Below are 25880 nucleotides of genomic sequence, written 5' to 3'. Positions count from 1 at the left end.
GGCAGTTATGCGGTGTAGGGGAACGTAACGCGAAACGTACTGCCCTCCCCTAAGCGGCTTTCTGCGCTGATCTTTCCTCCAAGCCATTCGACAAGCGCAAGCGTAATCGACAGGCCTAGTCCGGCCCCGCCGTATTTTCGCGTGCGGGAAAGGTCTATGCGATAGAATCGTTCGAATAGCTTCGGCAAATGCTCCTCCGCGATTCCTTCTCCGTTGTCGGCGACCGCAATTTCGACGCCTTGGTCGTCCTTCGCGACGGAAATGCGTATCCGGCCTTCGCGCGCATCGGTATGCTGTACCGCGTTCTGGAACAGATTGAGGACGATCTGCTTGATTTTGTCGGGGTCGAGCTGCAATTCGGGAACTTGTCGCAGATCCAACGACACTTCGCGACTCTGGGCCAATAGTTTCAATTGCGGCTCCATCTCCTGCACGATGCGCGAGAGATCACAAGTCGCAAGCCGAGCTTCTGGAGCGCGATCAAGCTTGGCGAGTTGGAGCAGATCATTCACAAGTTTGTTGATTCGCTCGGATTCTCCGCGCATGCTTCGCAACGCTCTGTCAAGTTGAACGGGATCGGAAGCTGCACCCCGAAGCAGCACCTCGAGGAAACCATAGATAGAAGTAAGCGGCGTTCGTAATTCGTGCGAAGCGTCCGAGACGAAACGCCGCATCCGCTCTTTGCCTTCTTGCTCCGCCCGGAACGAAGTTTCGAGACGCTCAAGCATGCGGTTAAACGAATGGGACAAGCGATCGATCTCCATTGGCTGCGTCGGCTCCGGCAGTCTTTCGTTTAATTTCCCGGAATCGATACGTTCGACGGTGGCGACCATTCGGGAGAGCGGTGTTAACGTTCGGCGGATCGCGGGAAGGAAGACGAGCAGTCCGGCGATCAGCGCCGCTAGCGCGAGCGCGAGATACAGCATGAATTGCCGAATCAATTCGGCGCGAAGCGGTTTAGTATTCATGCTGACCTGTACGACGCCGACCGTTCCTTGGAAGGACCGAACGGATTGAAGCACGACAAGCTGTTCGCCTCCGGCGCCCGTACGCACAACTTTGTATATACCCCTGTCTTTGCGCTGCCGCGCAAAAGCCTCGGCGTACTCTTGCTCGTTCAGGCGCGGCACAGACTCAGCGGTTTCGGCGTTCATCGTCGACAGGACGGTAAACGCTCCTTGTTTATCGTAGAAAGCGACGGAGGAAGACGGGAAGAAAATAAACGCGTCCCCGGATACCCTGCGCAGAGGCGAATGCAATCGGCCCCATAGTTCTCCGGGAACCGATTGAATTTGCCTTTGAATGCTCGCGGCCCGATTCTGGTAAATAAAACGTTCCATGAAGTAGTACTGAAAGAGTCCGATAACGACGAGCAGCACCGCGAGAATCAGTAATATACGAGATAACAGCTGATAGCGAAGCGAACGGGGAAAAAGCACGCGGCGAACGCTACCGAACAAGGCATGCGCTTTGCTCATGATAAATCCACCCGATAACCCGCGCCTCTGATCGTTCGGATGACCCGATGCTCCCGGTCTTGAAGCTTGTCGCGAAGAGAGCGAATGTACACCTCGACGATATTTTCCTCCCCTCCAAAATCGTACCCCCACACCGTATCGAGTATCGCGCTTTTGCTCAGCACGTGATCATGATGAAGGACAAGATGTTTCAGCAGCTCGAACTCGGTCGGCGACAGATCCAAAACGCGCTGGGCGTAACGAAACTCTTTGCGCGCCGAATCGATGGCGAACGGTCCGATCGATACTTCCTCCAGCAGATGGGGGAACTGGTTGCGAACTCTCGCCTGGATTCTTGCGAGAAGCTCGTCGAAGCTGAACGGCTTGGGCATATAATCATCCGCGCCGATCGTTAATCCCCTGACGCGGTCCTCAACATCTTCCTTGGCGGTCAGCATGATGACTGCAACGTGCCTGGCGTCTTTCAGCGTTCGGCATACCTCGAACCCGTCCATACCCGGCATCATGACGTCCAAGATGACGACATGCGGAACGAAGATCCCGGCCAGAGAGATCGCCTCCGGGCCGTCTTGGGCGGTCGCGACCTGGTAACCTTCGTTCGAAAGGCCGAGTTCAAGAAACTGCAATATATTTGGTTCGTCGTCCACGAGCATGACTTTAATTCCTTTTCCCTGTAGAGCCAAGACCATTCCTCCAACTTCATCGCGCATGTTATTTCCATTATGAGCGATGTTGCTTAACTTTGGCTGAGAGAAAGCTGAAAGAACGCTGAAAACGGTGTTCAGAAAACATTCAGCGGGGACTCATCTACGACTAAGGTTCGCCTTGCATAATAGGCGCAAGATCTTATAAAGCGAAGGTGAACATGTCGGATGAAGAAAAGAATCATAGGGTCCGCGATCGCAGTGATCGTGATCGCGGCTGGAGCGTGGGCGGCGTTCCATTTTTTCAATAAGAAGGACACTCAGCTCACCCCAAGCTTGAACACGACTCCGGTTCGCAAGGGCACGATCGAAGTCAAAGTAAGCGGAACGGGGAGTATACAGCCATCCGACCGGGAGAAGATCAAAGCAAGCAAGGCGGGAACAGTGCTTAAAGCGCCGTTTAAAGAAGGAGATACGGTCAAGAAGGGCGATATTCTCGTCTCCTACGAAGAAGACGATGTTTCCTCACAGATTCGCAGCAAGGAAATCGATTTGAAAAAAAAGCAGCTCGATCTGAACGACCTGCAGACGAGGTTCAAACAAGCGCCGGACGATGAAACCCGCGAATCGCTGGCTCTGAACATTCAAAAACAGCAGTTGGATATCGAGAGCACGAAAGAGGATATCGCTAATCTCAAGACGAGCAAGAGCATTGACCCGATCGTGGCGCCGATTAGCGGTTTGCTGACGACGTTTACAGTCAAACCGGGCGATACGCTGAATCCGAACGCGGAGCTCGGGGAGATCGTGGACTATTCGCAAATGAAGATGGTCGTCGGCATCGACGAGCTCGATATCTCGAAGGTGCAGAAGGATCTGGAAGCAGAAATTCTAGTCGAAGCGTTGCCGAACGAGAAATTCACCGGCAAGGTCGTCTCTATCGCGGATGAAGGCACGACGAGCAACGGCGTCGCATCATTCGACGTGACGATCGCGCTTGCGGAGGCGAAGAATCTTAAGGTCGGCATGTCGGCCGAAGCCAGCATCATGACGGCGAAGAAAGAGGACGTTTTGTACGTGCCGGTCGAAGCGGTTCAGTCTGCGCAAGGGAAGTATTTCGTGCTCGTTCCTTCCACGACGGGGCAAAGCGGACAAGCCGCGCAAGACGGACAGACAGGTCGGAGTGGGCAATCCGGGCAAGGCCAGCAAGGTCAATGGGGGCAAAGAGGTCAAGGCGGACCCGGCGGCATGCCGGAGAACTTCCAGAACATGACCGAAGAAGAGCGGGCGGCCATGCGCGAGCAATTCATGTCCGGCCGCGGAGGTCCGGGAACCGGAAATACGGCAAATTCCGGGACGACGAACGCCACGACGACGACAAGGGTCGAGGTGGAAGTCGGCATTAACAACGAAAACAGCATTGAGATCGTATCCGGACTTAAAGCAGGCGATATGGTCGTCCTTCCGACCGTCAAGAGCAGCAGTTCGAGCATGAACATGCCGGGCGGATTAGGGATCGGCGGTGCAGGAGGTTTTCCCAGCGGTGGAGGCGGGGCGTTCCAAGGCGGCGGGACCGTACGCCAATTCACCAACAGCGGCGGCGCGAGGATGGGCGGTGGGCGTTAATGGCAAGCAAACCGACAACCGACGAGCTGATCCGGATCAAGCAATTAAGCAAAAACTACCGTATGGGCGGAGAAACGCTTAAAGCGCTCGACGACGTAACGCTGACCGTACGGCAAGGGGACTTCCTGGCGATTATCGGCCCGTCCGGTTCGGGGAAATCGACGCTGATGAACGTAATCGGATGCCTGGATACGCCAAGTTCGGGCGAATATTGGCTCGACGGAGAAGAGATCAGCAAGCTTAGAGACAACAAACTCGCGGAAATTCGCAACCGTAAAATCGGCTTCATTTTTCAAGGTTTTAATCTGCTGTCGAAATTGACTGCCATCGAGAACGTGGAGCTGCCTTTGATCTACCGGGGCGTCCCGTCTAAGCTGCGAAAGCAGCAAGCGATCGAGGCGTTGCGGAAGGTCGGGTTGGAGGATCGGATCCATCACCGCCCGGTCGAGCTGTCCGGGGGCCAGCAGCAGCGCGTCGCGATTGCCCGCGCGCTGGCCGGGAATCCGCCTATCCTTCTGGCGGATGAGCCGACGGGGGCGCTGGATACAAAGACGGGCAAGGAGGTCATGGGTTTCATTAAAGAGCTGAACGCGTTGGGACATACGATCGTATTGATCACGCATGACCTTGCCGTCTCCGAGCAAGCGAAACGAGTCGTCCGGATCAAGGACGGCAGGTTAGACGAAGAGGAGGGACGGGCGGGATGAATTTCTTGCAAGCGTTCAAAATGGCGATCAAGAGCATTTTGTCCAACAAGCTCAGATCCCTTCTCACCATGCTAGGTATCATTATCGGGGTTACGGCGGTCATCGCGCTCGTCGCTCTCGGACAAGGTGCGACGAAGTCGGTAACCGAGCAGGTGCAAAGCCTCGGCACGAACCTGCTCACCGTCAATATTACGGGGCGCGGCACGACAAGCACGATGAAAGCAAACGAAGCGGTTGCGCTAGGCGAGACAGTTAATGGCATTAAGTATATTGCGCCGGTCACGACATCGAACTCTAACGTCAAATACGGCACGACGAGCAAAACCGTCAGCGTGGTCGGGACGAACGCCGACTACGCGATGATCAAGGATTACAAAGTCGCATCGGGACGTTTTCTCGCGCAGATCGACCTGGACGTGTACCAGAAGATCGCCGTTCTCGGCTCGACGACGGCGACCGATCTGTTCGGATTCGCGGATCCGCTTGGGGAGTACGTCCTCATCCAGGGGACGAGATATAAAGTTGTCGGGGTGTTGGAGGAAAAGGGAAGTTCGGCTATGGGATCTAATGACGAAGTCGTCTTGATTCCCGAAACTTCCGCGGAACGATTGTTCAAATCCAAAGGCGTGCGGACGATCTACGTGCAATCAGAGACGGCCGAGCAGACGGATTCCGTCGTTACGGGTTTGGAAAAACAGTTAAGCGATCACTTCAGAGGAAACACGGATAGTTATCGCGTGTTTAATCAAAGCGACGCGCTCTCCGCGTTGTCATCCGTGTCGGCTACGCTAACGCTGGCTCTTGCCGGCATCGCCGGAATATCCCTGCTGGTCGGCGGCATCGGCATCATGAACATCATGCTCGTCTCCGTCACGGAAAGAACGCGGGAGATTGGCATTCGGAAAGCGATTGGCGCCAAGAAGCGAGACATCCTCACCCAGTTCCTGATCGAGTCGATGATGCTCAGCGGACTGGGCGGGGTGCTCGGTATAGGGATCGGCATCGGTGCGGCGAAAGGGGCGTCGACTGCCTTTGGGATGGACATCGAGTTTTCCGCGAACATCATTCTGATCTCGTTTTTCTTCTCGGTGGCGATCGGCGTACTGTTCGGAATGTTCCCGGCTAACAAGGCGGCGAAACTAAAGCCGATCGATGCGCTTCGTTCCGAATAAATCAAGAGATGAATCACTATGTTTAAGACCAGGAAAGGAGGGGAACCGAATGGGAGTCATTCCGGCCTACGAGGCATTGGTCGCTCCGCATCTCGAAGATCTGAGGAAGTATTGCATGTTTTTAACGAGGTCGAAATGGGACTCGGAAGATCTGTTTCAGGAGACACTGCTCAAATCCTTGATCTTTTTCATGCATACTGAGCCTTACGTCGAGGTTAAGGCGTTCTTGGTTCGGGTCGCAAGAAATCTATGGATCGACGATTGCCGGAAAAAACAGCGTAGAAGATTGGCGGTCTTCGAGCAACCGAGGACATATTACGCCGACAGCGATTACGTAGAGGTCAGGGGAGCGATCGAATGGCTGGCCGAAAGGTTCCCTAGACGCAATATCGAGATGTGGCTGTTGTTCAACTATTTCGGCTATTCGATGCAAGAAATCGCCCAAGCGACGAACTGCACGGTATCGGCAGTCAAATCGATTCTGTTCCGGACGCGCGAGATGCTTCGTCACCGCCATGAATTGCCGGAGCGGCGCAAAATTGCCCATCTGGACGTGGAAAGATGGTCCAGAGCAATTATTCAGGACCGACCGCAGGGCATTTTGTCCAAGGGATAAACATAACGGGAACCCGATGCCAATTCTCTCCGTATTAAGAAGTGGATATTGCAACGGAGGGGTACCGATATGGCAGCAAACGTCTTGATTGTCGACGACGATCCGGATATCGTCGAATTGATTCGTTTTTATTTATCCCGGGAAGGATTCGACGTCGCGACTGCCAGCCATGGCCGCGAAGCGATGGGGCTTGCCGAGAATGGCAGAACAGATCTGGCCATAATCGATATCATGATGCCGAACATGGATGGTTGGGAACTATGCCGGAGTTTGAAGAACGAATATCCGGATTTGCCAATTTTATTCGTGACGGCCAAGGGAGAAACCAACCATAAGCTGAAAGGTTTCCAACTCGGAGGAGACGATTACCTGGTGAAGCCGTTCGACCCGCTCGAGCTCGTCGCGCGGGTCAAATCGCTGTTAAGGCGTTACCGGATTCAGTCGCTGATGAAAGTACAGATCGGCAACGTGATGCTCGACAAGCACCGTTACGAAGCGGTAATGCCATCTTCCGCCATTCCGATGCCGCTAAGGGAGTTCGATTTATTGTTCAAGCTGGCGAGTTTTCCCGGACAGATTTTTACGCGCAACGATCTGATCGTGCAAGTATGGGGAGCGGATTTCGAAGGGGACGATCGTACGGTCGACGTCCATATCAAGCGGCTCAGGGACCGCTTCCCGGAATCGGAATGCGGATTCGCCATCGAGACAAAACGGGGACTCGGCTACAAGCTTGAGGTGCTGGGATGATCAAGTCTCTATACGTCAGAGTCGTGTTGTTCTACATGGCTGCCGTCCTAGTCGGAATAATAAGTACATATTTTTTGACCCTGCTAATGATTTCGTCACTGGGTGACCGGTACGTCGCGCGATTGCAGAACGAATTATTGGAAGACGGCCGGAGCATCCAGGAGCTCTATCGGAAATTCGGAATCGAACGAGCGGATGACGAATTGAAGGAAGGCCGGCTTTCAGGGAAATACGAGATTAAGCTGTACGATGGCGATGGAAAAATGATCGGTAAGGAGGAGGACAAGCGGGCAGGACTTTTTACCCTTTCGGGGGAAGTCGTACACTCCGTTCTGAATGGGGAAACGTTCAAGAACTTTGAGTTGTCCCCGACCGAATTCGTCGTAGGTTTGCCCTACGAAGAAGCCGGAAAGCGTTACGCGCTCTTCATAGAATTGTCGGAGCAGAGGGTTGAATCGTTCGGGAGCTTGCTGCTCATCCTCGCGTTCGCGATTAATCTAATCGTCGGCGCGCTGATGATTCTGATCGCCGCGCGGTATCTCGTCAAGCCGTTGCTTGGCATGAAGTCCGCCGCGGAAAGAATGGCTAAAGGCGAGTTCGACATCGAGCTGAAGTGGGCCAAGCGTAAGGACGAGCTTGGACGGCTCGCCCATAGCTTTAACGAAATGGCGAGCCAGATGAGCGAGCTCGAAACGATGCGGCAGAATTTCGTGTCCAACGTATCCCACGAGATTCAATCGCCGCTGACGTCGATCTCCGGTTTTTCCAAAGCGCTTCAGCAGAGCGGAGTGGCGGAAGAGGATCGGATTCGTTACTTAAGCATTATTCAAAACGAAAGCGAGCGGTTATCGCGCTTGAGCGACAATCTGCTTAAGCTGGCTTCCCTGGATACGAGCAACCATCCTTTCGAACCGCGCGATTACGAATTGGACGAGCAGTTACGCAAGGCGGTCGTCGCCTGCGAGCCGCAATGGACGGCCAAATCGTTAGAATGGGATCTTCGGCTTCCGAAGACGATGATACGTGGAGACGAGGATCAGTTAAATCAAGTATGGGTCAATCTGATCGGCAACAGCATTAAGTTTACGCCCGACGGCGGCAGAATTTCCCTGAGCATCATGAAGTATACCGAGCATGTGGAGGTCGTTTTGTCGGATACCGGGATCGGCATTCCAATAGGGGAACGGGTGAAAGTGTTCGAGAGATTTTATAAAGCCGACCATTCTCGCAATAAAATGAAATCCGGCAGCGGACTCGGACTCGCGATCGTCAAAAAAATCGTTATAAAGCATCGAGGGGATGTCGTGCTGAAAGGAAATTCGAATGGAGGAACGACCGTTATCGTCTCGCTGCCTTTTCAAACCAAATTCCAAGAACCTTGACCCGTTGCGGTCCGGGGTTCTTTCTATGTTATAATGTGCTAATAATCTGCTAGAGAAAGTAGGGAATATTCCGCTCAGATGAAAGCTCAACCACGAATGGTCGCGTATATTGCTATGTTGCTCACCGTCTACACCGGTATTAATTTTTATCTCGGATGGCATGCCTTGGAATGGTTCGATGCTGTCGGCTTCCCGTATCGCCCTTGGGTATTCTGGCTCATTCTGGGTTTGTTGGCTTATGGCTATCTTCTAGGACGAGTTAAGTTGCCGCAGGCACTTAAGCCTATCGGCCGATTGCTGAAGGTCATCGGATCGTACTACATTTTCGTGATGGAAGCGGGTTTTATACTATTCGTTCTCGCCGATCTGGTACGATTATTCGTGTGGTTGTTCGGCGGCGATACAGTAAATTATGCGTCGTATTCGGGAGGAATCGTTCTGGGGCTGCTTGCGATTCTGCTCGCGGTCGGTTCGCGAAATGCGTGGAGTCCAGTCATTCGGGAATATGATTTGAACATCGACAAGCCTTCCGTCGGGGTGAAAAAAGAGTGGAAAGTCGCGGTCGCTTCCGATATCCATCTAGGCAACGTGGTCGGACGCAAGCATTTACGCCGTCTGGTCGGGCGGATGAATGCGATGAACCCCGACTTGATCCTGCTGCCTGGGGACGTCATCGACGATTCGATCGAGCCGTTCATACGCAATCGAATGGGAGAATTGCTCGGCCAGCTCAGAGCCGCGCACGGCGTGTATGCGGTGCTCGGCAACCACGAATACTACGGCGGTCATATCGAGCGATACGTCGCGGAGATGAACAAGCTTGGCATCCGCGTACTGCAGGACGAAGTCGCGGAGATCGACGGCGCGCTTTACGTGGCCGGACGGAAAGACAAGACTGCGGAAGCCGCGGGCTCGAACGGGAGAATTGCCGTAGGCGAGCTGATACGAGAATTGGATCATAGCAAACCTATACTTTTGATGGATCATCAGCCGACGAAATTCGCGGAAGCCGCCGAGGCAGGCGCGGACGTCATGCTCAGCGGACATACGCATCGGGGGCAGTTCGCGCCGAACCATCTGTTCACGAGAAGACTGTTCGAACTCGATTGGGGTTATATGCGCAAAGGGGCGATGCACGTCGTCGTCTCCTCGGGCTTCGGTACTTGGGGACCGCCAATCCGGATCGGGAGCCGCAGCGAGATCATTTTCATTCGAATCAAATTGAACTAGAAGATAGAACTGATGGCATAATTAAAGAAAACTTCGTGCAAAAGCCTTGCCACATCATCCTAATGCAGATGATGTAGCAGGGTTTTTGTTTATTATGATGCATATATAGCATATGTGTTGCTATATGAGAAAATATTATCATTATATTGTGTCATATATATTTATATGATATACAATATATGAGTGGTTATGATCAATGGAGGGTACGATATGGAGAGAGAATTGGCACTGGAAATCGTTCGCGTCACGGAATTGGCGGCGCTCGCATCCGCTCCGTGGATGGGGCGCGGAGACAAGATTAACGCCGACGGGGCGGCGACGTCTGCGATGAGAGCGATGTTCGACTCGATCTCGGTCAAAGGGACGGTCGTGATCGGCGAAGGCGAGATGGACGAGGCACCGATGCTTTACATCGGCGAGCAGGTCGGCAGCATGAACGGTCCGGAAGTCGACGTTGCCGTCGATCCGCTCGAGGGAACGGAGATCGTCGCCAGAGGCCTGAACAATGCGATGTCCGTCATCGCTATCGCGGGTAAAGGCAACTTGCTGCACGCGCCGGATATGTACATGGAGAAGCTGGCCGTCGGGCCGCAGCTTGTCGGCAGGCTGAGTTTGACCGATCCGTTGGAAATCACTTTGAGGAAAGCCGCGGACATCTTGAACAAAAACGTATCCGAACTGACCGTTATGATTCTCGATCGCGTTCGGCACGAGACGACGATTAAGACGCTGCGCAAGGTCGGTGTGCGGATCAAATTTCTGACGGACGGGGATGTGGCGGGTGCGATGGCTCCGGCGTTTCCAGAAGCGGGCATCGACCTGTACGTCGGTTCGGGAGGAGCGCCGGAAGGCGTGCTGGCCGCGGCCGCGTTGAAATGCCTGGGAGGCGAGATACAGGGCCGCTTGATGCCGTCGGACGCCAACGAATACGCGCGCTGCGTGCAGATGGGCATCGAGGATCCGTATCAAGTGCTCACGATGGAAGATATGATCGGGTCGGAAGACGTCATTTTCGCGGCGACGGGCGTCACTCCGGGCGAGTTTCTTGGAGGCGTGCGATATTTGCCGGACGAACGCGCAGAGACGCATTCGATCGTCATGCGCGCCAAGACGAGAACGATCCGTTTTATTAAAGCTTTGCATTATTTGCCGAACAAAAAATTTATCACGTCCTAATCCGATGTAAGAAGGTCATTTATTGGCCTTCTTTTTTGTTTGTGTTTGATTTTAAAGTATTCAAAAACAAACGGGTGTGTTAAGATGGAAACAAATCGAAACAAACAAACACAACCGGAGGTTATCCCATGGTACAAAGTTTATGGCAATCATCGAAAGCATCTGAACAACAATCCGGCCTTGATCAACTTGTCTACCGTTCCAACATCATCGGCACGGATCGTCGGGTTTGCAATTATGGCGGCGGCAACACGTCCTCGAAGACGATCGTGCAGGATTTTCGCGGCCGCGACGTTGAAGTTATGTACGTAAAAGGCAGCGGCTCCGACTTAGCAACGATGAAAGCGGGCAATTTCACAGGCCTTCGCATGGACGACATTCGTCCGCTTTTCGAGAAATCCGATATGTCCGACGAAGATATGGTCGCTTACCTGGTGAATTGCATGATCGATTCCAAACATCCGCGCGCTTCGATCGAAACGCTGCTTCACGCATTCCTTCCATTCAAACATGTCGACCACACGCACCCGGATTCGATCATCAGCTTGTGTTGCGCGGACAATGGCAAGGAACTCGCCAAAGAAATTTTCGGCGACCGTTTTGTATGGGTTCCTTACATCCGTCCGGGCTTTAAGCTGTCCAAGATGATCGCCGAAGGCGTGCTGAACAATCCGAAAGCCGAGCTCGTGTTGATGGAGAAACACGGCCTCGTCACTTGGGGTGAAACGTCCGAAGCCTGTTATGCGCAAACGATCAAAATCATCACGGAAGCGGAAGACTTCATCGAAGCCCGCATCAACGATGCGAAATTGTTCGGCGGCGTGAAACATCCAACGCTGGAGCCCGAAGTTCGCAAGAGCATCGCGGCGCAAGTCATGCCGACGATTCGCGGCGCAGTGAGCGACGCCAAGAAAATGATCCTGTCGTTCGACGACGCGGACGACGTGCTGCAATTCGTCGCTGGTCACGATTCCGCGAAGCTGTCCCAAGTTGGCGCGGCTTGCCCGGATCACCTCGTACACACGAAAGTCGTTCCGCTGTTCATCGATTGGACGCCGAACGTGGATGACGTCGAAGGCCTGATCGCGAAGCTGAAAGAAGGCGTCGCTGCCTACAAAGAAATGTATACGGCTTACTTCGAGCGCAACAAGAACGAAGGCGACGTTATGTTTGAAGCGGCTCCTCGCGTTATCTTGATCCCAGGCGTCGGTATGATCAACACCGGTAAGAGCTGGGCAATGTCGCAGGTAAGCGGCGCGTTGTATCACCGCGCGATCGCTGTCATGAGAGGCGCGACGGCGCTGGGCAACTTCGTATCGCTGTCGGAGAACGAATCCTACAACGTTGAATATTGGCCGCTCGAGCTTTATAAGCTGTCCCTTGCTCCGCCGGAAGCCGAATTCTCCCGCCAAATCGCGTTCATTACGGGCGGCGCGGGCGGTATCGGCAGCGAAACGGCGCGCAGGTTCGTCTCGGAAGGCGCTCACGTTGTGCTAGCCGATCTTAACCAGGAAGGCGCGCAGAAGGTTGCCGACGAGATCAATGCGAAGTGGGGCGAACATCGCGCTCTTGCGGTGAAGATGGACGTGACGATCGAAGAGATGGTGCAAGCGGCATACGCCGAGACGGCCCTGAACTACGGCGGCGTCGACATCATCGTCAATAACGCCGGCTTGGCGACTTCCAGCCCGTTCGACGAAACGTCCCTGAAAGAATGGAACTTGAACATGAACGTGCTCGGAACGGGATATTTCCTCGTCGCCCGCGAAGCGTTCAAACTCATGAAAGTGCAAGCGATCGGCGGCAACATGGTGTTCATCGGCTCCAAGAACTCCGTGTACGCCGGGAAGAACGCGACGGCATATAGCTCGGTCAAAGCGCTCGAAGCGCATCTGGCGCGCTGCATCGCGGCGGAAGGCGGAGAGTTCGGCATTCGTGTCAACACGATTCTGCCTGACGCGATTCTTCAAGGCTCTGCGATTTGGAACGGCAGCTGGCGGAACGAACGCGCGGCGGCTTACGGAATCGAGCCGGATCAATTGGAAGAGTATTACCGCAAGCGCACGACGCTGCTCGTCAACATTTTCCCGAGAGACATCGCCGAAGGCATCGCGTTCTTCGCGTCTTCCAAATCTGCTAAGACGACAGGCTGCATGTTGACAATCGACGGCGGCGTGCCAGCGGCATTCACACGATAATCGCTACGGAGGGATCGTTCATGCATAGACCGCGAGGGGAGAAGATCTGGTTCATTCCAGACGGCTACATTCCCGAGACAAGCTCCGGACAACTGATAAGCCATGAGTCGATTTGCGTATTAAATACCGCTTCCGAGGACGCGTTGCTGAAAATCACGATCTTCTTCGAAGAGCGCGATCCGCTGGAAGAGATGATGGTCGTTGTCGGAGCAAGACGGACGAAGCATATTCGAACGAGCTCATTGCATAAGGAAGGGACGCCGATTCCGGTCGGCGTTCCTTATGCGATCGAGCTTGAAAGCGATATCCCGGTCGTCGTACAATACAGCAGGCTCGATTCGACCCAGGCCGAGAATACGTTAATGTCGGTAATCGCTTACCCGATAAAATAAGTACCAACAAGAGGAGGCACGCACATGCAACAGCAAATCGCAAGCAACTACGAAGCGGCGAAACAACTATACGCCAACCACGGAATCGACGTTGATCAAGTATTGGAGCGTTTGGCGCAGATCAAGATTTCGATGCACTGCTGGCAAGGAGATGACGTTCGCGGATTTCTGAATAAAGATCAGGATTTGACCGGAGGCATCTCGGTAACGGGTAATTATCCGGGGGCGGCGAAAACACCAGACGAGCTGCGTGCGGACCTGGAAAAAGCGTTTTCGCTCATTCCCGGCAAACATAAAGTGAATCTACATGCGATTTACGCCGATACGGATGATAAGGTGGAACTTGACCGGCTCGAGCCGAAGCATTTTCAGAAGTGGGTCGATTGGGCTAAAGAGCAAGGACTCGGAGTGGATTTTAACCCGACCTGCTTCTCTCACGAGAAATCCAAAGACGGCTTTACACTGAGCCATCCGGACCCGGAGATCCGCCGTTTCTGGATCGACCACTGCAAAGCGTCGCGGAAGATCGGAGCTTACTTCGGCGAACAGCTCGGCCAGACTTGCGTCACGAACGTATGGGTTCCCGATGGATTCAAAGACGTTCCCGTCGACCGTCTGTCGCCGCGTCAACGACTCAAAGACTCGCTTGACGAAGTATTCGCTGAAGAACTGAACCCGGCGTTTAACCTGGACGCCGTCGAGAGCAAGCTGTTCGGACTGGGCTCCGAAGCGTACGTCGTCGGTTCTCATGAGTTTTACATGGGATACGGTATACAGAACGACAAACTGATCTGTCTGGATGCGGGACATTTCCATCCGACGGAAGTGATTTCGAACAAGTTGAGCTCTTTGTCCTTGTTTACGAACGGTATTCTGCTGCACGTCAGCCGTCCGATGCGCTGGGACAGCGACCACGTCGTGACGCTCGACGACGAGCTGATCGACATCGGCCGCGAGCTTGTCCGCGGTGATTTGCTCGGCAAGACACATATCGGCCTCGATTTCTTCGACGCGAGTATCAACCGCGTAGCTGCATGGGTCATCGGCACACGCAACACGATCAAAGCGCTGCTGCGTGCCATGCTCGATCCGATCGAAACGCTCAAGAATGCTGAACTTGAAGGCGACTATACGACCCGTCTCGCCTTGACGGAGGAGTTCAAGTCGTATCCGTTTGGTGCCGTATGGGACTACTACTGCGAGAAAATGGGCGTTCCCGTGCGCGAAGAATGGCTGTCCGAAGTAAAAGCATACGAGAAAGAAGTGCTGCTGAAACGCGGCGTTTAACCTCATATAAGGGTGATATGATAATGTCAAACGTTCTCGCGTTTGATCTGGGAGCGAGCAGCGGTCGAGCGTTGCTCGGCCGGCTTGTGGGCGGCAAGATTGAGGTGGAGGAGCTTCACCGTTTCCCCAACGACCCGGTTCAGGTGGGGGACCGCCTGCATTGGGATATTTTGCGTCTGTACCACGAGATCAAGCAAGGTTTGCTGAAAGCCAAACATCATGGGATCGAGTTGCAGAGCATGGCGATCGATTCCTGGGCGGTCGATTTCGGCTTTATTGGGAAAAACGGCGAGCTTGTCGGCAACCCGTACCATTACCGGGATCGTCATACGGATGGGGCAATGGAAAGCTTGTTCGCGGAAATTCCGCCTTCGGTTATTTTTGCCCGAACCGGCATTCAATTTTTGCCGTTTAATACGATCTATCAGCTGTATGCGCTAAAGCAAGCGAAGTCGCCGCTACTGAATGAAGGCAATCGTTTTCTGATGATTCCGGATTTGCTCCGTTATTTCCTGACCGGTCAAATCCATAACGAATTTACCAACGCGACGACGACGCAGCTATACAATCCGATCGAGAAATCGTGGGATGCGGAACTGCTTCGGATGCTCGAGTTGCCGAAGTCGTGGTTCGGGGACGTGCTACAGCCCGGGGCGAAAGCGGGAAATCTGCAAGCTTCTGTCTGCGAGGAGCTCGGCATCGGATCGATTCCGGTTTACGCCGTAGCGGAGCACGATACAGGCTCGGCCGTCGCTGCCGTTCCCGCAACGGAGGGATCGTTCGCGTATCTCAGCTGCGGCACTTGGTCGCTGATGGGTACGGAAGTCGACAAACCCGTCTTGCACGATCTAGCGCAGAAGCTGAACTTCACGAACGAAGGCGGAGTCGCGGATACTTACCGGCTGCTCAAAAATATTATGGGCCTCTGGGTTCTCCAAGAATGCAGGCGAGAGTGGGATCGAGAAGGAAAATCGTATTCCTTTCCCGAATTGGTACAGATGGCGGGAGCGGCCAAGCCGTTCGCTTCGTTCATCGATCCGGACGACTCCGAGTTTCTACCTCCCGGAGATATGCCGTCCCGAATCGCGGATTACTGCCGCAAGACGGGACAAGAGCCGCCGAAGACGGTCGGTGAGTTCGTTCGTTGCATTCTCGAAAGCCTGGCGTTAAAATACCGTTACGTGTTCGAATTGACGGAACGGCTATCTGTCCAACGCTTTAACGGCCTCCACATGGTCGGCGGCGGCATTCAGAACGAACTGCTGTGCCAATGGACAGCTAACGCTATCGGTAAGCCGGTTTTGGCCGGGCCTTCCGAAGGCAGCGCGATCGGTAACCTAGCCGTGCAATGGATCGCGCAAGGCGAGTTCGCCGATATATGGGAAGCTCGCCGGGTGATTCGAGAGTCTTTCCCGATCAAGATTTACGAGCCGGAAGAACGGGACGATTGGGGAAGGGCATACGATCGTTTCCGGATACTGACGGGCCTTGCGGAATAAATTCGGTTTTTGAAAAGAGGGTACACATGCTAGTTGCGGAGCGTTATGAGAAAATCGTAAGCCTGGTCAACGAGAGAGGGAGCATTCGGGTATCCGAGCTGAGCGAGCTGTGCCAGGTCACGGAGGAGACGATCCGCCGCGATCTGGACCGGCTTGAGCGAGCGGGACGCTTGCGCCGTTCCCATGGCGGGGCGGTTAATGTCAAAGATTCGGCGCTGCAGCCGGAGATTCCTTACGCCGTGCGCGAGATAACGAACGCGGACGAGAAGAAGCGAATCGCGCTCGAAGCAATTAAGCGGATCGAACCGAAGGATCGCATCCTCTTGGATGCCAGCTCGACTGCTTGGTATATGGCCTCCGACGTTCCGGATATCACTCTGACCGTGCTTACCAATTCGATTAAGGTCGCTACGGAGCTTAGCATTAAAGAGAAAATCGAAGTGATCTCTACCGGCGGCATTCTTGCGCAGCGCTCGCTCTCCTTCGTCGGTCCGCTGGCAGAACGCTCCTTGGACGCATATCATGTCGACAAAGTGTTTCTGTCGTGCAAAGGCGTCCATCTGGAACGCGGCATCAGCGAGTCCAACGAGTTGCAGGCGCGCATCAAGCAGCGGATGATCGGCATGGCGGACGAGGTCATCCTTCTTGCGGATTCAAGCAAGATCGGCGTGCAAGCGTTCACCCACGTGGCGGATTTGTCTGAAGTCGATACGTTGATTACCGACAAGCGCATGCCGCAAGAAACGATCGAGCGGCTGGAGGACAAAGGGATAACCGTCATTACGGTATAAAGATTACGTTTCTTAGGAAAATGTCTTCGCATCCATTGCGTGATCGAAGGCATTTTCCATTGGCAACTTGTCTGATAACCTGATATGATTGGAATATATTTCGAGAGGGGTGCGGTATGAAAGTCTCCTTATTCATTACTTGTTTAAGCGATGCCATCTATCCAAGAGTCGGGGAAGCGATGGTCCGATTGCTCGCGAGATACGGCGTGACGCTTGAGTTTCCGACCGTTCAGACATGTTGCGGACAACCGGCGTTCAATAGCGGATACTGGAAAGAAGCGAGGGCGACCGCGAAGACGATTATCGACGCTTTCGAGGATAGCGATTTCGTGATCTCTCCGTCCGGGTCGTGTACGGGAATGATCCATCACTACCCCAAGCTGTTCGAAGATGATCCGGCAATGCTGGAGAGAGCGCTTGCACTGCAAAGCAAATCTTTCGAATTCACGCAGTTTCTTGTAAACGTGCTAGGCGTTACGGATGTCGGCGCGTCATTCCCGCATAAGGTGACTTATCATCCGTCTTGCCACGGTAGCCGATTGCTAGGCGTGAAAGAAGAACCGATGGCGCTGATGAGCAAAGTAAAAGGGCTCGAATTCGTTCCGCTGCCGCATGCGGAAGATTGCTGCGGGTTCGGCGGTACGTTCGCCGTTAAGATGTCCGACATTTCTGGCGCGATGGTTACTGAAAAGAGCGACCATGTCAAAGAAACGGAAGCGGAAGTATTGGTCGGACTCGATATGGCCTGCCTGATGAATATCGGGGGCAATTTGCGTTATCGCAACGAACCAGTCCGAGTGATGCACTTGGCGGAGCTTCTATACGAGGGAGTGAAGTAGGATGAGCCATGGACCTGGTACAGCCGGAGGAGCGACGGTGAAGGAACGCGCGGACCTGGCGCTTAACAACGAATTTCTGCGTAAAGCCGTCAAGTTCACGACGGAAAGGCTAAAGAACGGCAAGCTGAAGGCAATGGAAGAACACGGCAACTGGGAAGAGTGGCGCGAGCGGGGCAGGCAAATCCGGCTTCACACGATCGCTCATCTCGATTATTATTTGAACATGTTCGTCGAGAACGCCCGCGCGAACGGTGTTCATGTTCACTTCGCGGAAACCGCGCAGGAAGCGGTGGATATTTCTCTTTCGATCGCGGAGAGGAAAAGCGCCAAATCCGTCGTCAAATCAAAATCGATGGTTTCGGAAGAACTTCATCTAAATCACGCACTCGAATCAATCGGCGTTGAAGCGATCGAGACGGATTTGGGCGAATACATTATTCAATTGGCTGGGGAAGTCCCGTCGCATATTATCATTCCTGCGATCCATAAGAATCGTTTTCAGATCGCGGATCTCCTCTCCGAGGATGCGGGAGAGAAACTTGAAGCGGATACGAAGATTTTGGCCGGATACGTCCGTAGAAGACTACGCGCCAAGTTTCTCGAAGCCGACATCGGCATGACCGGTTGCAACTTCGCGATTGCCGAGACCGGCTCGATGGTGCTGTTCGAGAACGAAGGCAATGCGCGTATGGTAACGACGTTGCCGAAGACCCAAATTACGCTTATGGGCATGGAACGGATCATTCCTTCTTGGGCGGACCTTGAAGTGATGGCGACGCTGCTTCCGCGGTCGGCAACTGGCCAGAAGCTGACGATGTATATGTCGGGTATTACAGGTCCGCGCCGGGCAGAGGATGCCGACGGCCCGGATGAAATGCATATTATCATCGTCGATAACGGACGCTCGCTTCAACTCGGCGATCCGGAATTCCAAGAGCTGCTCAACTGTATCCGTTGCGGCGCTTGCCTCAATGCGTGCCCGGTCTATCGTCACATTGGGGGCCACGCTTATGGCGGAACTTACAGCGGTCCGATCGGCGCCGTCTTGACGCCATCCCTGCAGAAGAACATCGCCGAATGGGACGATATCGCCAACGCGTCCAGTCTATGCGGAGCTTGTTATGAAGCCTGCCCGGTCAAAATACCGTTGCACGATATGCTCGTCTATCTAAGAAGACGCAAAGTCGAGGCGGGCTACGGCAACAAGATTGAAAACGCCGGAATGAAAGGGTTCGCGACGCTGTTGTCGAAGTCTGGACGGTTTAATACAGTGATCAAACTCGGCAAGATCGGTCAGAAATTCATCTCGCGGGGCGGCGAAATCCGTTTGAAAGTCGGACCTTTGGCGGGCTGGAATACGTACAGGGTCACACCGACGCTGCCGAAAAAGTCGTTCCGTCAGCAATGGGGAACGCTGGACGCCGAAATCCGAAACGGCTTACAAGAGATGTCTCCAGACATCAAGAAGCGGATGGAGCATGCGATCAAAGATCGCGCGAAAGGCGGAGGGCATGGACATGGACACAACTAAAACGCATGAAGAATGGTTGCGCGAGATGGAAGAAAAATCTCGCGCGAAGCAGAAAACTTTTATCGGCGGCATCTCCTCCAAGCTAAGACGACCGATGGTCGACGATGCTCCTCCACATCCGTTTCGTGGTTCCCCCGATTTCTGGAACGCATACGAGTGGAACGAACAGGAACGCATCAACCGGTTTACGGATAACTTCGTCAGCGTTGGAGGACATGTCCAACGGCTCGAGACGATGGAAGAAGTTCGCGGCTTCATAACGGACAAAGCCAACGAACTAAGCGCGAAATACATCGTTCGCCAGAACGAACCGGAACTTGCGGGTTTGAATTTAGAGGATGAACTTCCCGACGCGCGAATTTCGGTGTGGAACACCGATCCCGAGCAGCATTGGAAGGCGCGTTCCGCGGAAGCCGATATCGGCGTCGTCATGGTCGATTACGCGGCGGCCTATACGAGTTCGATGGTCGTGCTTTCGTCCAAGGACAAAGGACGTTCTGTCAGCCTGCTGCCGACCGTCCTGATAGCCATTATCCCGGTCGAGCGTATCAAGACAAGACTCGGAGAGGTGATGGTACAATTCGATGAGAGCGGTCGCGCTAACTTGCCGGCAGGTATCCATTTCATTTCCGGACCTAGCCGATCATCAGACATTGAGAACGACTTGACGATCGGTGTACATGGCCCCGGTGTCGTGTACGCCCTAATCGTCGGTTAATTTGGAGGATTCATCGTTTATGGAAATGACTCGGTTAACGAAACGAAACCACTATGAGGAAATCAAAGACCAACTGATGCGGATGATTCTGGACGGCAAGCTGAAAGTCGGCGACAAACTTCCGTCCACGAAGGAAATGTCCGAATCGTTCGGAGTAGGGCGGTCTACGACCCGAGAAGCGCTTAGCGCTCTGAAGGCGATGGGCCTCATCGAGATTCGTCAAGGCGGCGGTTGCCGGGTCATCCATAATGTGCCGACGGAGATCGTAGTGCCCGAATTGGACTCCATCCGTATGAATCGGAGCGTGCTACTGGAACTGCTCGAAGCGAGGCAGTCGCTTGAAGTGTCCAATGCCGCCGTTGCCGCCGCGAAACGGACGGAAGCAGATCTTGCAGAGATTCGGACGTTGATCGAAGCGATGGAGAATTCCATTGGCCACGACTTGGAAGGGGAGCGCACGGACCTCCTTTTCCATCTCACATTGGCGAAGGCTACTCATAACTCCATCATGGTCCGCCTGTTCGAATCGATTGCTAATCAGCTAGAGACGGCGATCCGGGAAGTACGCAGAGTCGAGATATACGCCAACCGGCAAGTCGCCGAACGTCTCTATCTCGAGCACTCAGCCATCTTCGACGCCGTGCTCCGCCAAGATTCCGATCTCGCCGCCCAAACCATGAAACAGCACCTCCAACACGTCGAGAATATCCTGACCAAATACATCTGAACTAGCGGCTCCAAGCGGCAAGTGAGCCTACCCGATTAACTCATTGGCTCTGGGCTCGCTATCCCCGTCACTCAGATGTGAACCATTCCGTCGCGCCACAATAGCAACTCCACTTTATTCCTCTGACGCTATCCCCGCCGCTCAGAAATGAGTAGATCAGCAGCACAACTACACTCTCACGCACTACCAGCCCAATTTCACTCTGTCGGCAACGCCTTCGCTCAGGAGAATGAAACACGTTCATCGTGAACGGTTCCTCAAATCTCTAACCCTCTGTAGGTATCCCCTTAGCTCAGGCGAAAGAGTACGATCATTGTGTGCTATGCACCATTTTCTATCCCTTTGCCGGCATCCCCTTCGTTCAGGCGAACTATACGTATTGCGCTATGCACTGCTTCCTTCTCTCTGCCGGTATCCCATTCACTCAGAAAAAGTAGCTGCCAGAATGTATCTCTTTCCTTCGTAGTCACTTCTGCCTTTAGTTCGATTTTACTTCACCTTAACCTCGTCTCTATTTCGCTTCCAGGTATCCCGATTACTCAGGTAAAAAGAATGCATGGAATGCCCTCATGAAAAGACCAAATCATGCAAAGAAACTCTGTGAGACTTCAACGTTAAGATCGGGTAAATCTTATGGCAAGAAATAACCATGTCAAATAAAGTAGATCGTAGTCAGTAAATTAATAATACAAAAGCTTAACTAACCACTGGAACGGCTGTGCGTGCAACGCGAGTTGGTCGGATGGATCGTGCAGAAGATTGGGTCAGAGCCGAATAAGTAATACGCTTGGATATGGTGCAATCCGAAATCAGTTGTTCGAATAGAGTGCTCGAAATTCGATTGTACACATAACAAAACTGGTCTAGGTAGCGTTGTAGATGCTTCGGCCCAATACCGCGGTACACTCTGGCGATCCACCAGGTGACTTTGTGGCCCATGCTAGCTAGCGCATTGTTTCTATTTTTACCATACCTTCTAGTAATAATGGTTTGAGGCGCGGATTGCGGGTCTACATGATCGCGAATAAATGGAAACGGATCGGGAAAGTCGTAGTTGTTCTTCAGCGGCGTTTTGGATTGGAGTTTAACGATGATGGGCTTCAGTTGCTCGTTCTCGTTGCCGGAGGCGCCGATTAGAAGCGGTTGTTCTTGCCTATGCCATTCAAAAGACCCAGTATAGCGACGGCTGTAAACCGTATCGGAGATGCGTACGATGCCCGTGAGGAGTCTTTTCGACTCGGCTTGAACCATTGCGTGCCGAATTTTATGTCCGATCAGCCAAGCGGTCTTGTAGGTAACGCCGATGGCCTCGGCAAGCTGAACCGCATTCACGCCAAAAGGCTGCGTATGGAGGTAAATCGCTTGAAACCAAAGATGCAATGGCGTGCGGCTGCCCTCCATAATCGTACCTACGATAAGAGAAGTTTGAGAGCGGCAAGAACGGCATTCGTAGAGAGGCAATCTGCGTGTGGAAATGAGATAAAAATGGGTGTGCCGGCAGTGCGGGCAACGAAAACCTTCCGGCCATTTTAGATTGAACAAGATGCCAAAGCAGTCTTCTTCCCGAGTAAATTGTGCGCAAAACGAATTATATTTTTCATCGGAACCGAGCAAATTCATGGAGAAAACTCCTTTCGGCGTAAAAAAAAGGAACATTTGTTCTTATTTCATTATACCAAACATACGTTCCTATCAAAAGATAAAAATGGACAATTTGATAAAAAAACCTGAAAAGTCGACGTTCTGAACGAAGGGGATACCGACAGAGGAAATTAAGAGGAGGATGGGTCTGTGGAAGAAACAGGGGCAGAACTGAGCGGAGGGGATAATGACGTAGGGGATTGAAAAAGTGGATGGAGTTAATGGCAGAAACAGAGTAGCGGTACTGAGTGTTGGGGATACCGACGGAGGGGATTGAAGGGCGGACGCCGTCAATGGCAGATACAGAGGAGCGCTACTGAGCGGAGGGGATACTGACGAAGAGGATCGAAAGGAGGAGCTCATTCATAGATGATACTATTCGGGAGGATTAGGCTGGTGAATTCGGTAACATTTTGGAAATAAATCCGTTTATACATTTAGAAGTCAGACGAGGGAAGTGGTTCCGGAGGTGTTGGGGGTGGGAAATTCGGTGTGGATACAAGCGCGGGTGCTATTGCTGTTGCCGGTACTAGTACTGGCGGCTTGCACGTTGATTGTCTCTTGCGATATAAAGGGGAGCAGCGGCGAACAGACGATAGCGGAGGGGGCGAAACTCGAGAAGGCGGCTGACGGGACGGCGACCAGGCAGGTGAAATGGATCTACATGTCCCCGCCGATACCTTCGCAAACCGTGAATACGGCGTATGCGGATCAGAATCCAGAATTGGCGTCGCGGTTGCTCGAATGGATTGACCAAGCAAAGAACATCGACGGACAAGGATTGACGCCGCCGCTTCATGAGCGGAGCATGGCGATCGAGATCGTGTATGAGAACCGCACGATTCAGGAGGTTCGCCCAGCTTGGAATTGCACGTACGTAAATACGGGTGCGGAATGCAGAGCCGTCGAGGGGAAAGTATGGATTAGCGATTCAGATGGAAATGAAACGTTCGCCGATTCCGAACCGTTGTTCGAGTTCGTACAGAACGACTATAAGTCGTGGATGCCGGGGGTAACACCTTTTCGGTTTCCGGAGTTGATCCGTCTGAACGAGACGTTTCAAATTCAGGGACACGGTTCTTTAATGGAGAAAATGGTTGCGACGCTTTCCCTTAAGGATGAAGTTGTATGGAAAAGCGCCGCAGTAGCAGTCGATCATGGCGACTATGAAATAATGGGAATTTTAGATTCTAAGAAATATCCGGCGGGGGAGTATGAGATCAATATTACAGGCGTACCGTTTGAAGGTTTCGAAGACGTCATCGGCAGCGGAAGCATAGGAACATACGTAATAGTTACGGAGTAATTGATTGAGATGGCATGCAGCAATTGTTGTTTCAGCTTATCTTTTAACTAAGCATTCGCCGAACATCACTGCTAGATGGCGGCCGATTCCGGCTTTCGCGCTTTTCTTTCGTATACTCTCGTTTCCGTGCCGTATCCTGTATCAGCCGTTCCCATTCCACTTGGCGCGATTTCGATAAATTCCTCATGTCATGATAATGATTCAGCATTTGTTATCCACTCCTTGCTAACTCTTCTGGTATTTATTATGCTGAATGAAAAAGAGGAAAAAAAGTGAACGGTTTTTATATTCCATTTCCCCTTTTGAACGTAACAGCCGATTATGCGAAGGAGTGAAAGCATTGTCGACGTCGGTTGAAAGATATTTAATGTTATTAAACACTATAGGCAATCAAACCGAAATCGGCGTACAGATCGAAACGACGACGGAAGAAATCTCGAAGCTATTATTTTGCACCGCTCGCAACGCCAAAATGATTATCAAGCGGCTGACGGAAGAAAAATGGATCGAGTGGCATTCCGGGAGAGGTCGGGGCAATGTTTCGCGGATCGTTTTCTTGGTGGAAAAGGAACCTTTTTTGATAGAGAAGGCACGAGAGACAGCCGATAAAGGAGAGTATAAACAAGCGTTCGAAATGCTTCGCACGTTCGGCGCGGGAGCTGCGACGGTCGACCGATTCATGTTATGGCTGAACGATCATTTCGGTTACCAGTCAGAGGGTGCGAGCGGAAGCGAAACGTTGGATACGCTGCGGTTTCCGGTCTATTATCGCATATGGACATTGGATCCTTCGAAGGTGTACTACGCATTCGATGCGCACATGATTAAACAGCTTTACGATCGATTGGTGGAATACGACGCGTCTACCGGTATGCTAAAACCGGGATTGGCCCACTTTTGGGAATCGAATGAGGACGGATCGGAATGGACGTTTTACTTAAGAAAAGGGATCCGATTCCACCATGGCAGAGAACTGCAGGCAGAAGACGTACGGTATACAATTGAGCGAATGAGAGGTGCTAAGCCCTCCAGTTGGCTGGTCCGTTCGGTCCGGGAAGTCGTTTGCCTGGGAGACCGCTGCGTACGAATTATGTTAGAGCGGCCAAATACCATTTTTCCGCGGTTCGCTAGTTCAGCGGGCATGTCGATATTGCCAAGGGATTTGCTGCAGGAAGATGATGAGCAATTCTGGAAAAAGCCGATCGGTACGGGACCATTCCGCATCGTTGGCTTGTCGGGAGACAGCTGCGAAATGGTCGCGAACACGGAATATTATCAAGGAAGAGCGCATCTCGATCGAGTCGTGATCGCGTTTATGCCTGAAGAAACCGCCGTTATGTCTGAGAACGCCACATGGAAGCAACTGCTCTATATCCAGAAGCCCGCGGATCCAAGCGAAAGCTCGTCATGGCACAAGATGGAGTCGCTGTGCCGCGGAAGCATGCTGCTGACTTGGAATTCGAGAAAACAAGGCCCTCAGAGCTCGATAGATTTTCGAAGAGCATTCGGGCTATTCCTTAATCGCAAGAAAATGATCCGCGAATTGGGGGAGGATCGGGTCTATCCCGCAAGAGGGTTTCGCCCCACGGAACAAACGCCTTATTTGAACGAGGACTTGGATGAGGAAGAGGCCAGGCGGCTGTTGCGAAAATCGGGGTATAACGGAGAAGAATTGCTCCTATGCACGTACGGAGCGCATGAATCGGACGCTAGGTGGATCGAAAAGCGCTGCGCCGAATTCGGCGTGAACGCTAAAGTTCTCATCGAGACGCATGGTTCGGTCCGCAAACGAGACATTTTTCCCGAAGTTGATTGTATACTGTTTTGTCTTGTATTTGCAGTCGAAGACGTATGCGAAATCGAGAATTATGAGCAGACCGGAAATTTATTGAAAGAGATGCTTCGGCCGGATGTCCACGAATGGGTCACGCAACAAATCAATCACGCGTTGGCTTGCCAAGATCCCGGAAAACGGCGCGAGCTATTGGACGGAATCGAAAATCGATTGCGCGACGAGGCGCATGTCACTTTTATCCTGCACAAAAAAATGAACACTTACGTCCACCCGGCGGTAAAAGGTGTCGGCTTTAACTCTCTCGGATGGATCGATTTCAAGGATATATGGCTGGAAAACCGCACTATGATTTATTCCGCGCAATCCCTATAATAA

The 25880-nt window shown here is 52.8% G+C and carries 22 protein-coding genes; 19 read left to right on the top strand and 3 right to left on the bottom strand.

Annotated features, from left to right (window positions below):
- Nucleotides 1-5: 5 nt before the first annotated feature.
- Together FPZ45_RS07380 and FPZ45_RS07375 are read right to left on the bottom strand one after the other, a co-directional pair.
- Nucleotides 6-1478: a sensor histidine kinase gene (locus tag FPZ45_RS07380; RefSeq protein WP_144699950.1), complete on the bottom strand. Its 1473-nt coding sequence runs from the start codon at nucleotides 1476-1478 to the stop codon at nucleotides 6-8.
- Nucleotides 1475-2167 carry a response regulator transcription factor gene (locus FPZ45_RS07375; protein ID WP_144699948.1) on the bottom strand — a complete coding sequence of 231 codons (693 nt, stop codon included), beginning with the start codon at nucleotides 2165-2167 and terminating at the stop codon, nucleotides 1475-1477. The genes FPZ45_RS07380 and FPZ45_RS07375 overlap by 4 nt, the downstream gene beginning before the upstream one ends.
- Nucleotides 2168-2350: 183 nt before the next feature.
- Here FPZ45_RS07375 and FPZ45_RS07370 point away from each other — a divergent pair, with 183 nt between their 5' ends.
- The 17 genes from FPZ45_RS07370 to FPZ45_RS07290 all read left to right on the top strand — a co-directional run bounded on the left by FPZ45_RS07370 (nucleotide 2351) and on the right by FPZ45_RS07290 (nucleotide 20763).
- Nucleotides 2351-3748: an efflux RND transporter periplasmic adaptor subunit gene (locus FPZ45_RS07370; RefSeq protein ID WP_144699946.1), complete on the top strand. Its 1398-nt coding sequence runs from the start codon at nucleotides 2351-2353 to the stop codon at nucleotides 3746-3748.
- Nucleotides 3748-4455: an ABC transporter ATP-binding protein gene (locus FPZ45_RS07365; RefSeq protein WP_144699944.1), complete on the top strand. Its 708-nt coding sequence runs from the start codon at nucleotides 3748-3750 to the stop codon at nucleotides 4453-4455. Before FPZ45_RS07370 ends, FPZ45_RS07365 begins: the two co-directional genes overlap by 1 nt.
- A complete protein-coding gene (locus FPZ45_RS07360; protein WP_144699943.1) occupies nucleotides 4452-5627 on the top strand; it encodes an ABC transporter permease in 1176 nt (391 codons plus the stop codon). The genes FPZ45_RS07365 and FPZ45_RS07360 overlap by 4 nt, the downstream gene beginning before the upstream one ends.
- A 49-nt stretch (nucleotides 5628-5676) precedes the next feature.
- A complete protein-coding gene (locus tag FPZ45_RS07355) occupies nucleotides 5677-6243 on the top strand; it encodes an RNA polymerase sigma factor (RefSeq protein WP_186438270.1) in 567 nt (188 codons plus the stop codon).
- 69 nt (nucleotides 6244-6312) lie between these two features.
- Complete coding sequence (locus FPZ45_RS07350; RefSeq protein ID WP_144699939.1) at nucleotides 6313-6993, top strand: response regulator transcription factor; 681 nt, start codon at nucleotides 6313-6315, stop codon at nucleotides 6991-6993.
- Nucleotides 6990-8375: a sensor histidine kinase gene (locus tag FPZ45_RS07345; protein WP_144699937.1), complete on the top strand. Its 1386-nt coding sequence runs from the start codon at nucleotides 6990-6992 to the stop codon at nucleotides 8373-8375. The genes FPZ45_RS07350 and FPZ45_RS07345 overlap by 4 nt, the downstream gene beginning before the upstream one ends.
- Before the next feature lie 78 nt (nucleotides 8376-8453).
- On the top strand, nucleotides 8454-9605 hold the full coding sequence (locus FPZ45_RS07340; protein WP_144699935.1) for a metallophosphoesterase: 1152 nt from the start codon (nucleotides 8454-8456) through the stop codon (nucleotides 9603-9605).
- 210 nt (nucleotides 9606-9815) lie between these two features.
- Nucleotides 9816-10781 (top strand): class II fructose-bisphosphatase, encoded by a 966-nt coding sequence (glpX, locus tag FPZ45_RS07335; RefSeq protein ID WP_144699933.1) that lies wholly within the window; start codon nucleotides 9816-9818, stop codon nucleotides 10779-10781.
- A gap of 128 nt (nucleotides 10782-10909) precedes the next feature.
- Nucleotides 10910-12979, top strand: coding sequence for a bifunctional aldolase/short-chain dehydrogenase (locus FPZ45_RS07330; protein ID WP_144699931.1), 2070 nt, complete (start codon nucleotides 10910-10912; stop codon nucleotides 12977-12979).
- Nucleotides 12980-12999: 20 nt separating this feature from the next.
- The gene (locus FPZ45_RS07325; protein ID WP_144699929.1) at nucleotides 13000-13371 is read left to right on the top strand and encodes a sensory rhodopsin transducer; all 372 of its coding nucleotides are present in this window, start codon (nucleotides 13000-13002) and stop codon (nucleotides 13369-13371) included.
- A gap of 24 nt (nucleotides 13372-13395) precedes the next feature.
- The gene (gene rhaA / locus FPZ45_RS07320) at nucleotides 13396-14658 is read left to right on the top strand and encodes an L-rhamnose isomerase (protein WP_144699927.1); all 1263 of its coding nucleotides are present in this window, start codon (nucleotides 13396-13398) and stop codon (nucleotides 14656-14658) included.
- 23 nt (nucleotides 14659-14681) lie between these two features.
- Entirely contained in the window at nucleotides 14682-16157 is a 1476-nt protein-coding gene (locus FPZ45_RS07315; protein ID WP_144699926.1) for a rhamnulokinase, read from the top strand.
- Nucleotides 16158-16183: 26 nt separating this feature from the next.
- The gene (locus FPZ45_RS07310) at nucleotides 16184-16948 is read left to right on the top strand and encodes a DeoR/GlpR family DNA-binding transcription regulator (protein ID WP_144699924.1); all 765 of its coding nucleotides are present in this window, start codon (nucleotides 16184-16186) and stop codon (nucleotides 16946-16948) included.
- Nucleotides 16949-17064: 116 nt separating this feature from the next.
- Complete coding sequence (locus FPZ45_RS07305; RefSeq protein ID WP_144699921.1) at nucleotides 17065-17787, top strand: (Fe-S)-binding protein; 723 nt, start codon at nucleotides 17065-17067, stop codon at nucleotides 17785-17787.
- A gap of 1 nt (nucleotide 17788) precedes the next feature.
- Complete coding sequence (locus tag FPZ45_RS07300; protein ID WP_144699919.1) at nucleotides 17789-19318, top strand: LutB/LldF family L-lactate oxidation iron-sulfur protein; 1530 nt, start codon at nucleotides 17789-17791, stop codon at nucleotides 19316-19318.
- Nucleotides 19305-20036 (top strand): LutC/YkgG family protein, encoded by a 732-nt coding sequence (locus FPZ45_RS07295; protein ID WP_144699917.1) that lies wholly within the window; start codon nucleotides 19305-19307, stop codon nucleotides 20034-20036. The genes FPZ45_RS07300 and FPZ45_RS07295 overlap by 14 nt, the downstream gene beginning before the upstream one ends.
- A 19-nt stretch (nucleotides 20037-20055) precedes the next feature.
- Nucleotides 20056-20763, top strand: coding sequence for a FadR/GntR family transcriptional regulator (locus tag FPZ45_RS07290; RefSeq protein ID WP_144699915.1), 708 nt, complete (start codon nucleotides 20056-20058; stop codon nucleotides 20761-20763).
- A 696-nt stretch (nucleotides 20764-21459) separates the two neighbouring features.
- On the opposite strand, the gene FPZ45_RS07285 is transcribed toward FPZ45_RS07290, so the two are convergent.
- Complete coding sequence (locus tag FPZ45_RS07285; RefSeq protein ID WP_144699913.1) at nucleotides 21460-22383, bottom strand: transposase; 924 nt, start codon at nucleotides 22381-22383, stop codon at nucleotides 21460-21462.
- 499 nt (nucleotides 22384-22882) lie between these two features.
- Here FPZ45_RS07285 and FPZ45_RS07280 point away from each other — a divergent pair, with 499 nt between their 5' ends.
- Together FPZ45_RS07280 and FPZ45_RS07275 are read left to right on the top strand one after the other, a co-directional pair.
- On the top strand, nucleotides 22883-23710 hold the full coding sequence (locus FPZ45_RS07280; RefSeq protein ID WP_144699911.1) for a hypothetical protein: 828 nt from the start codon (nucleotides 22883-22885) through the stop codon (nucleotides 23708-23710).
- Between the two features lie 340 nt (nucleotides 23711-24050).
- Nucleotides 24051-25877: an SgrR family transcriptional regulator gene (locus FPZ45_RS07275; RefSeq protein WP_186438269.1), complete on the top strand. Its 1827-nt coding sequence runs from the start codon at nucleotides 24051-24053 to the stop codon at nucleotides 25875-25877.
- Nucleotides 25878-25880 lie beyond the last annotated feature (3 nt).

The organism is Cohnella terricola, from assembly GCF_007786475.1.
GTDB classification, from domain to species: Bacteria; Bacillota; Bacilli; order Paenibacillales; family Paenibacillaceae; genus Cohnella; species Cohnella terricola.
Note: the sequence above shows the minus strand (reverse complement) of the source record. Positions and strands in the feature narration are given on the sequence as shown.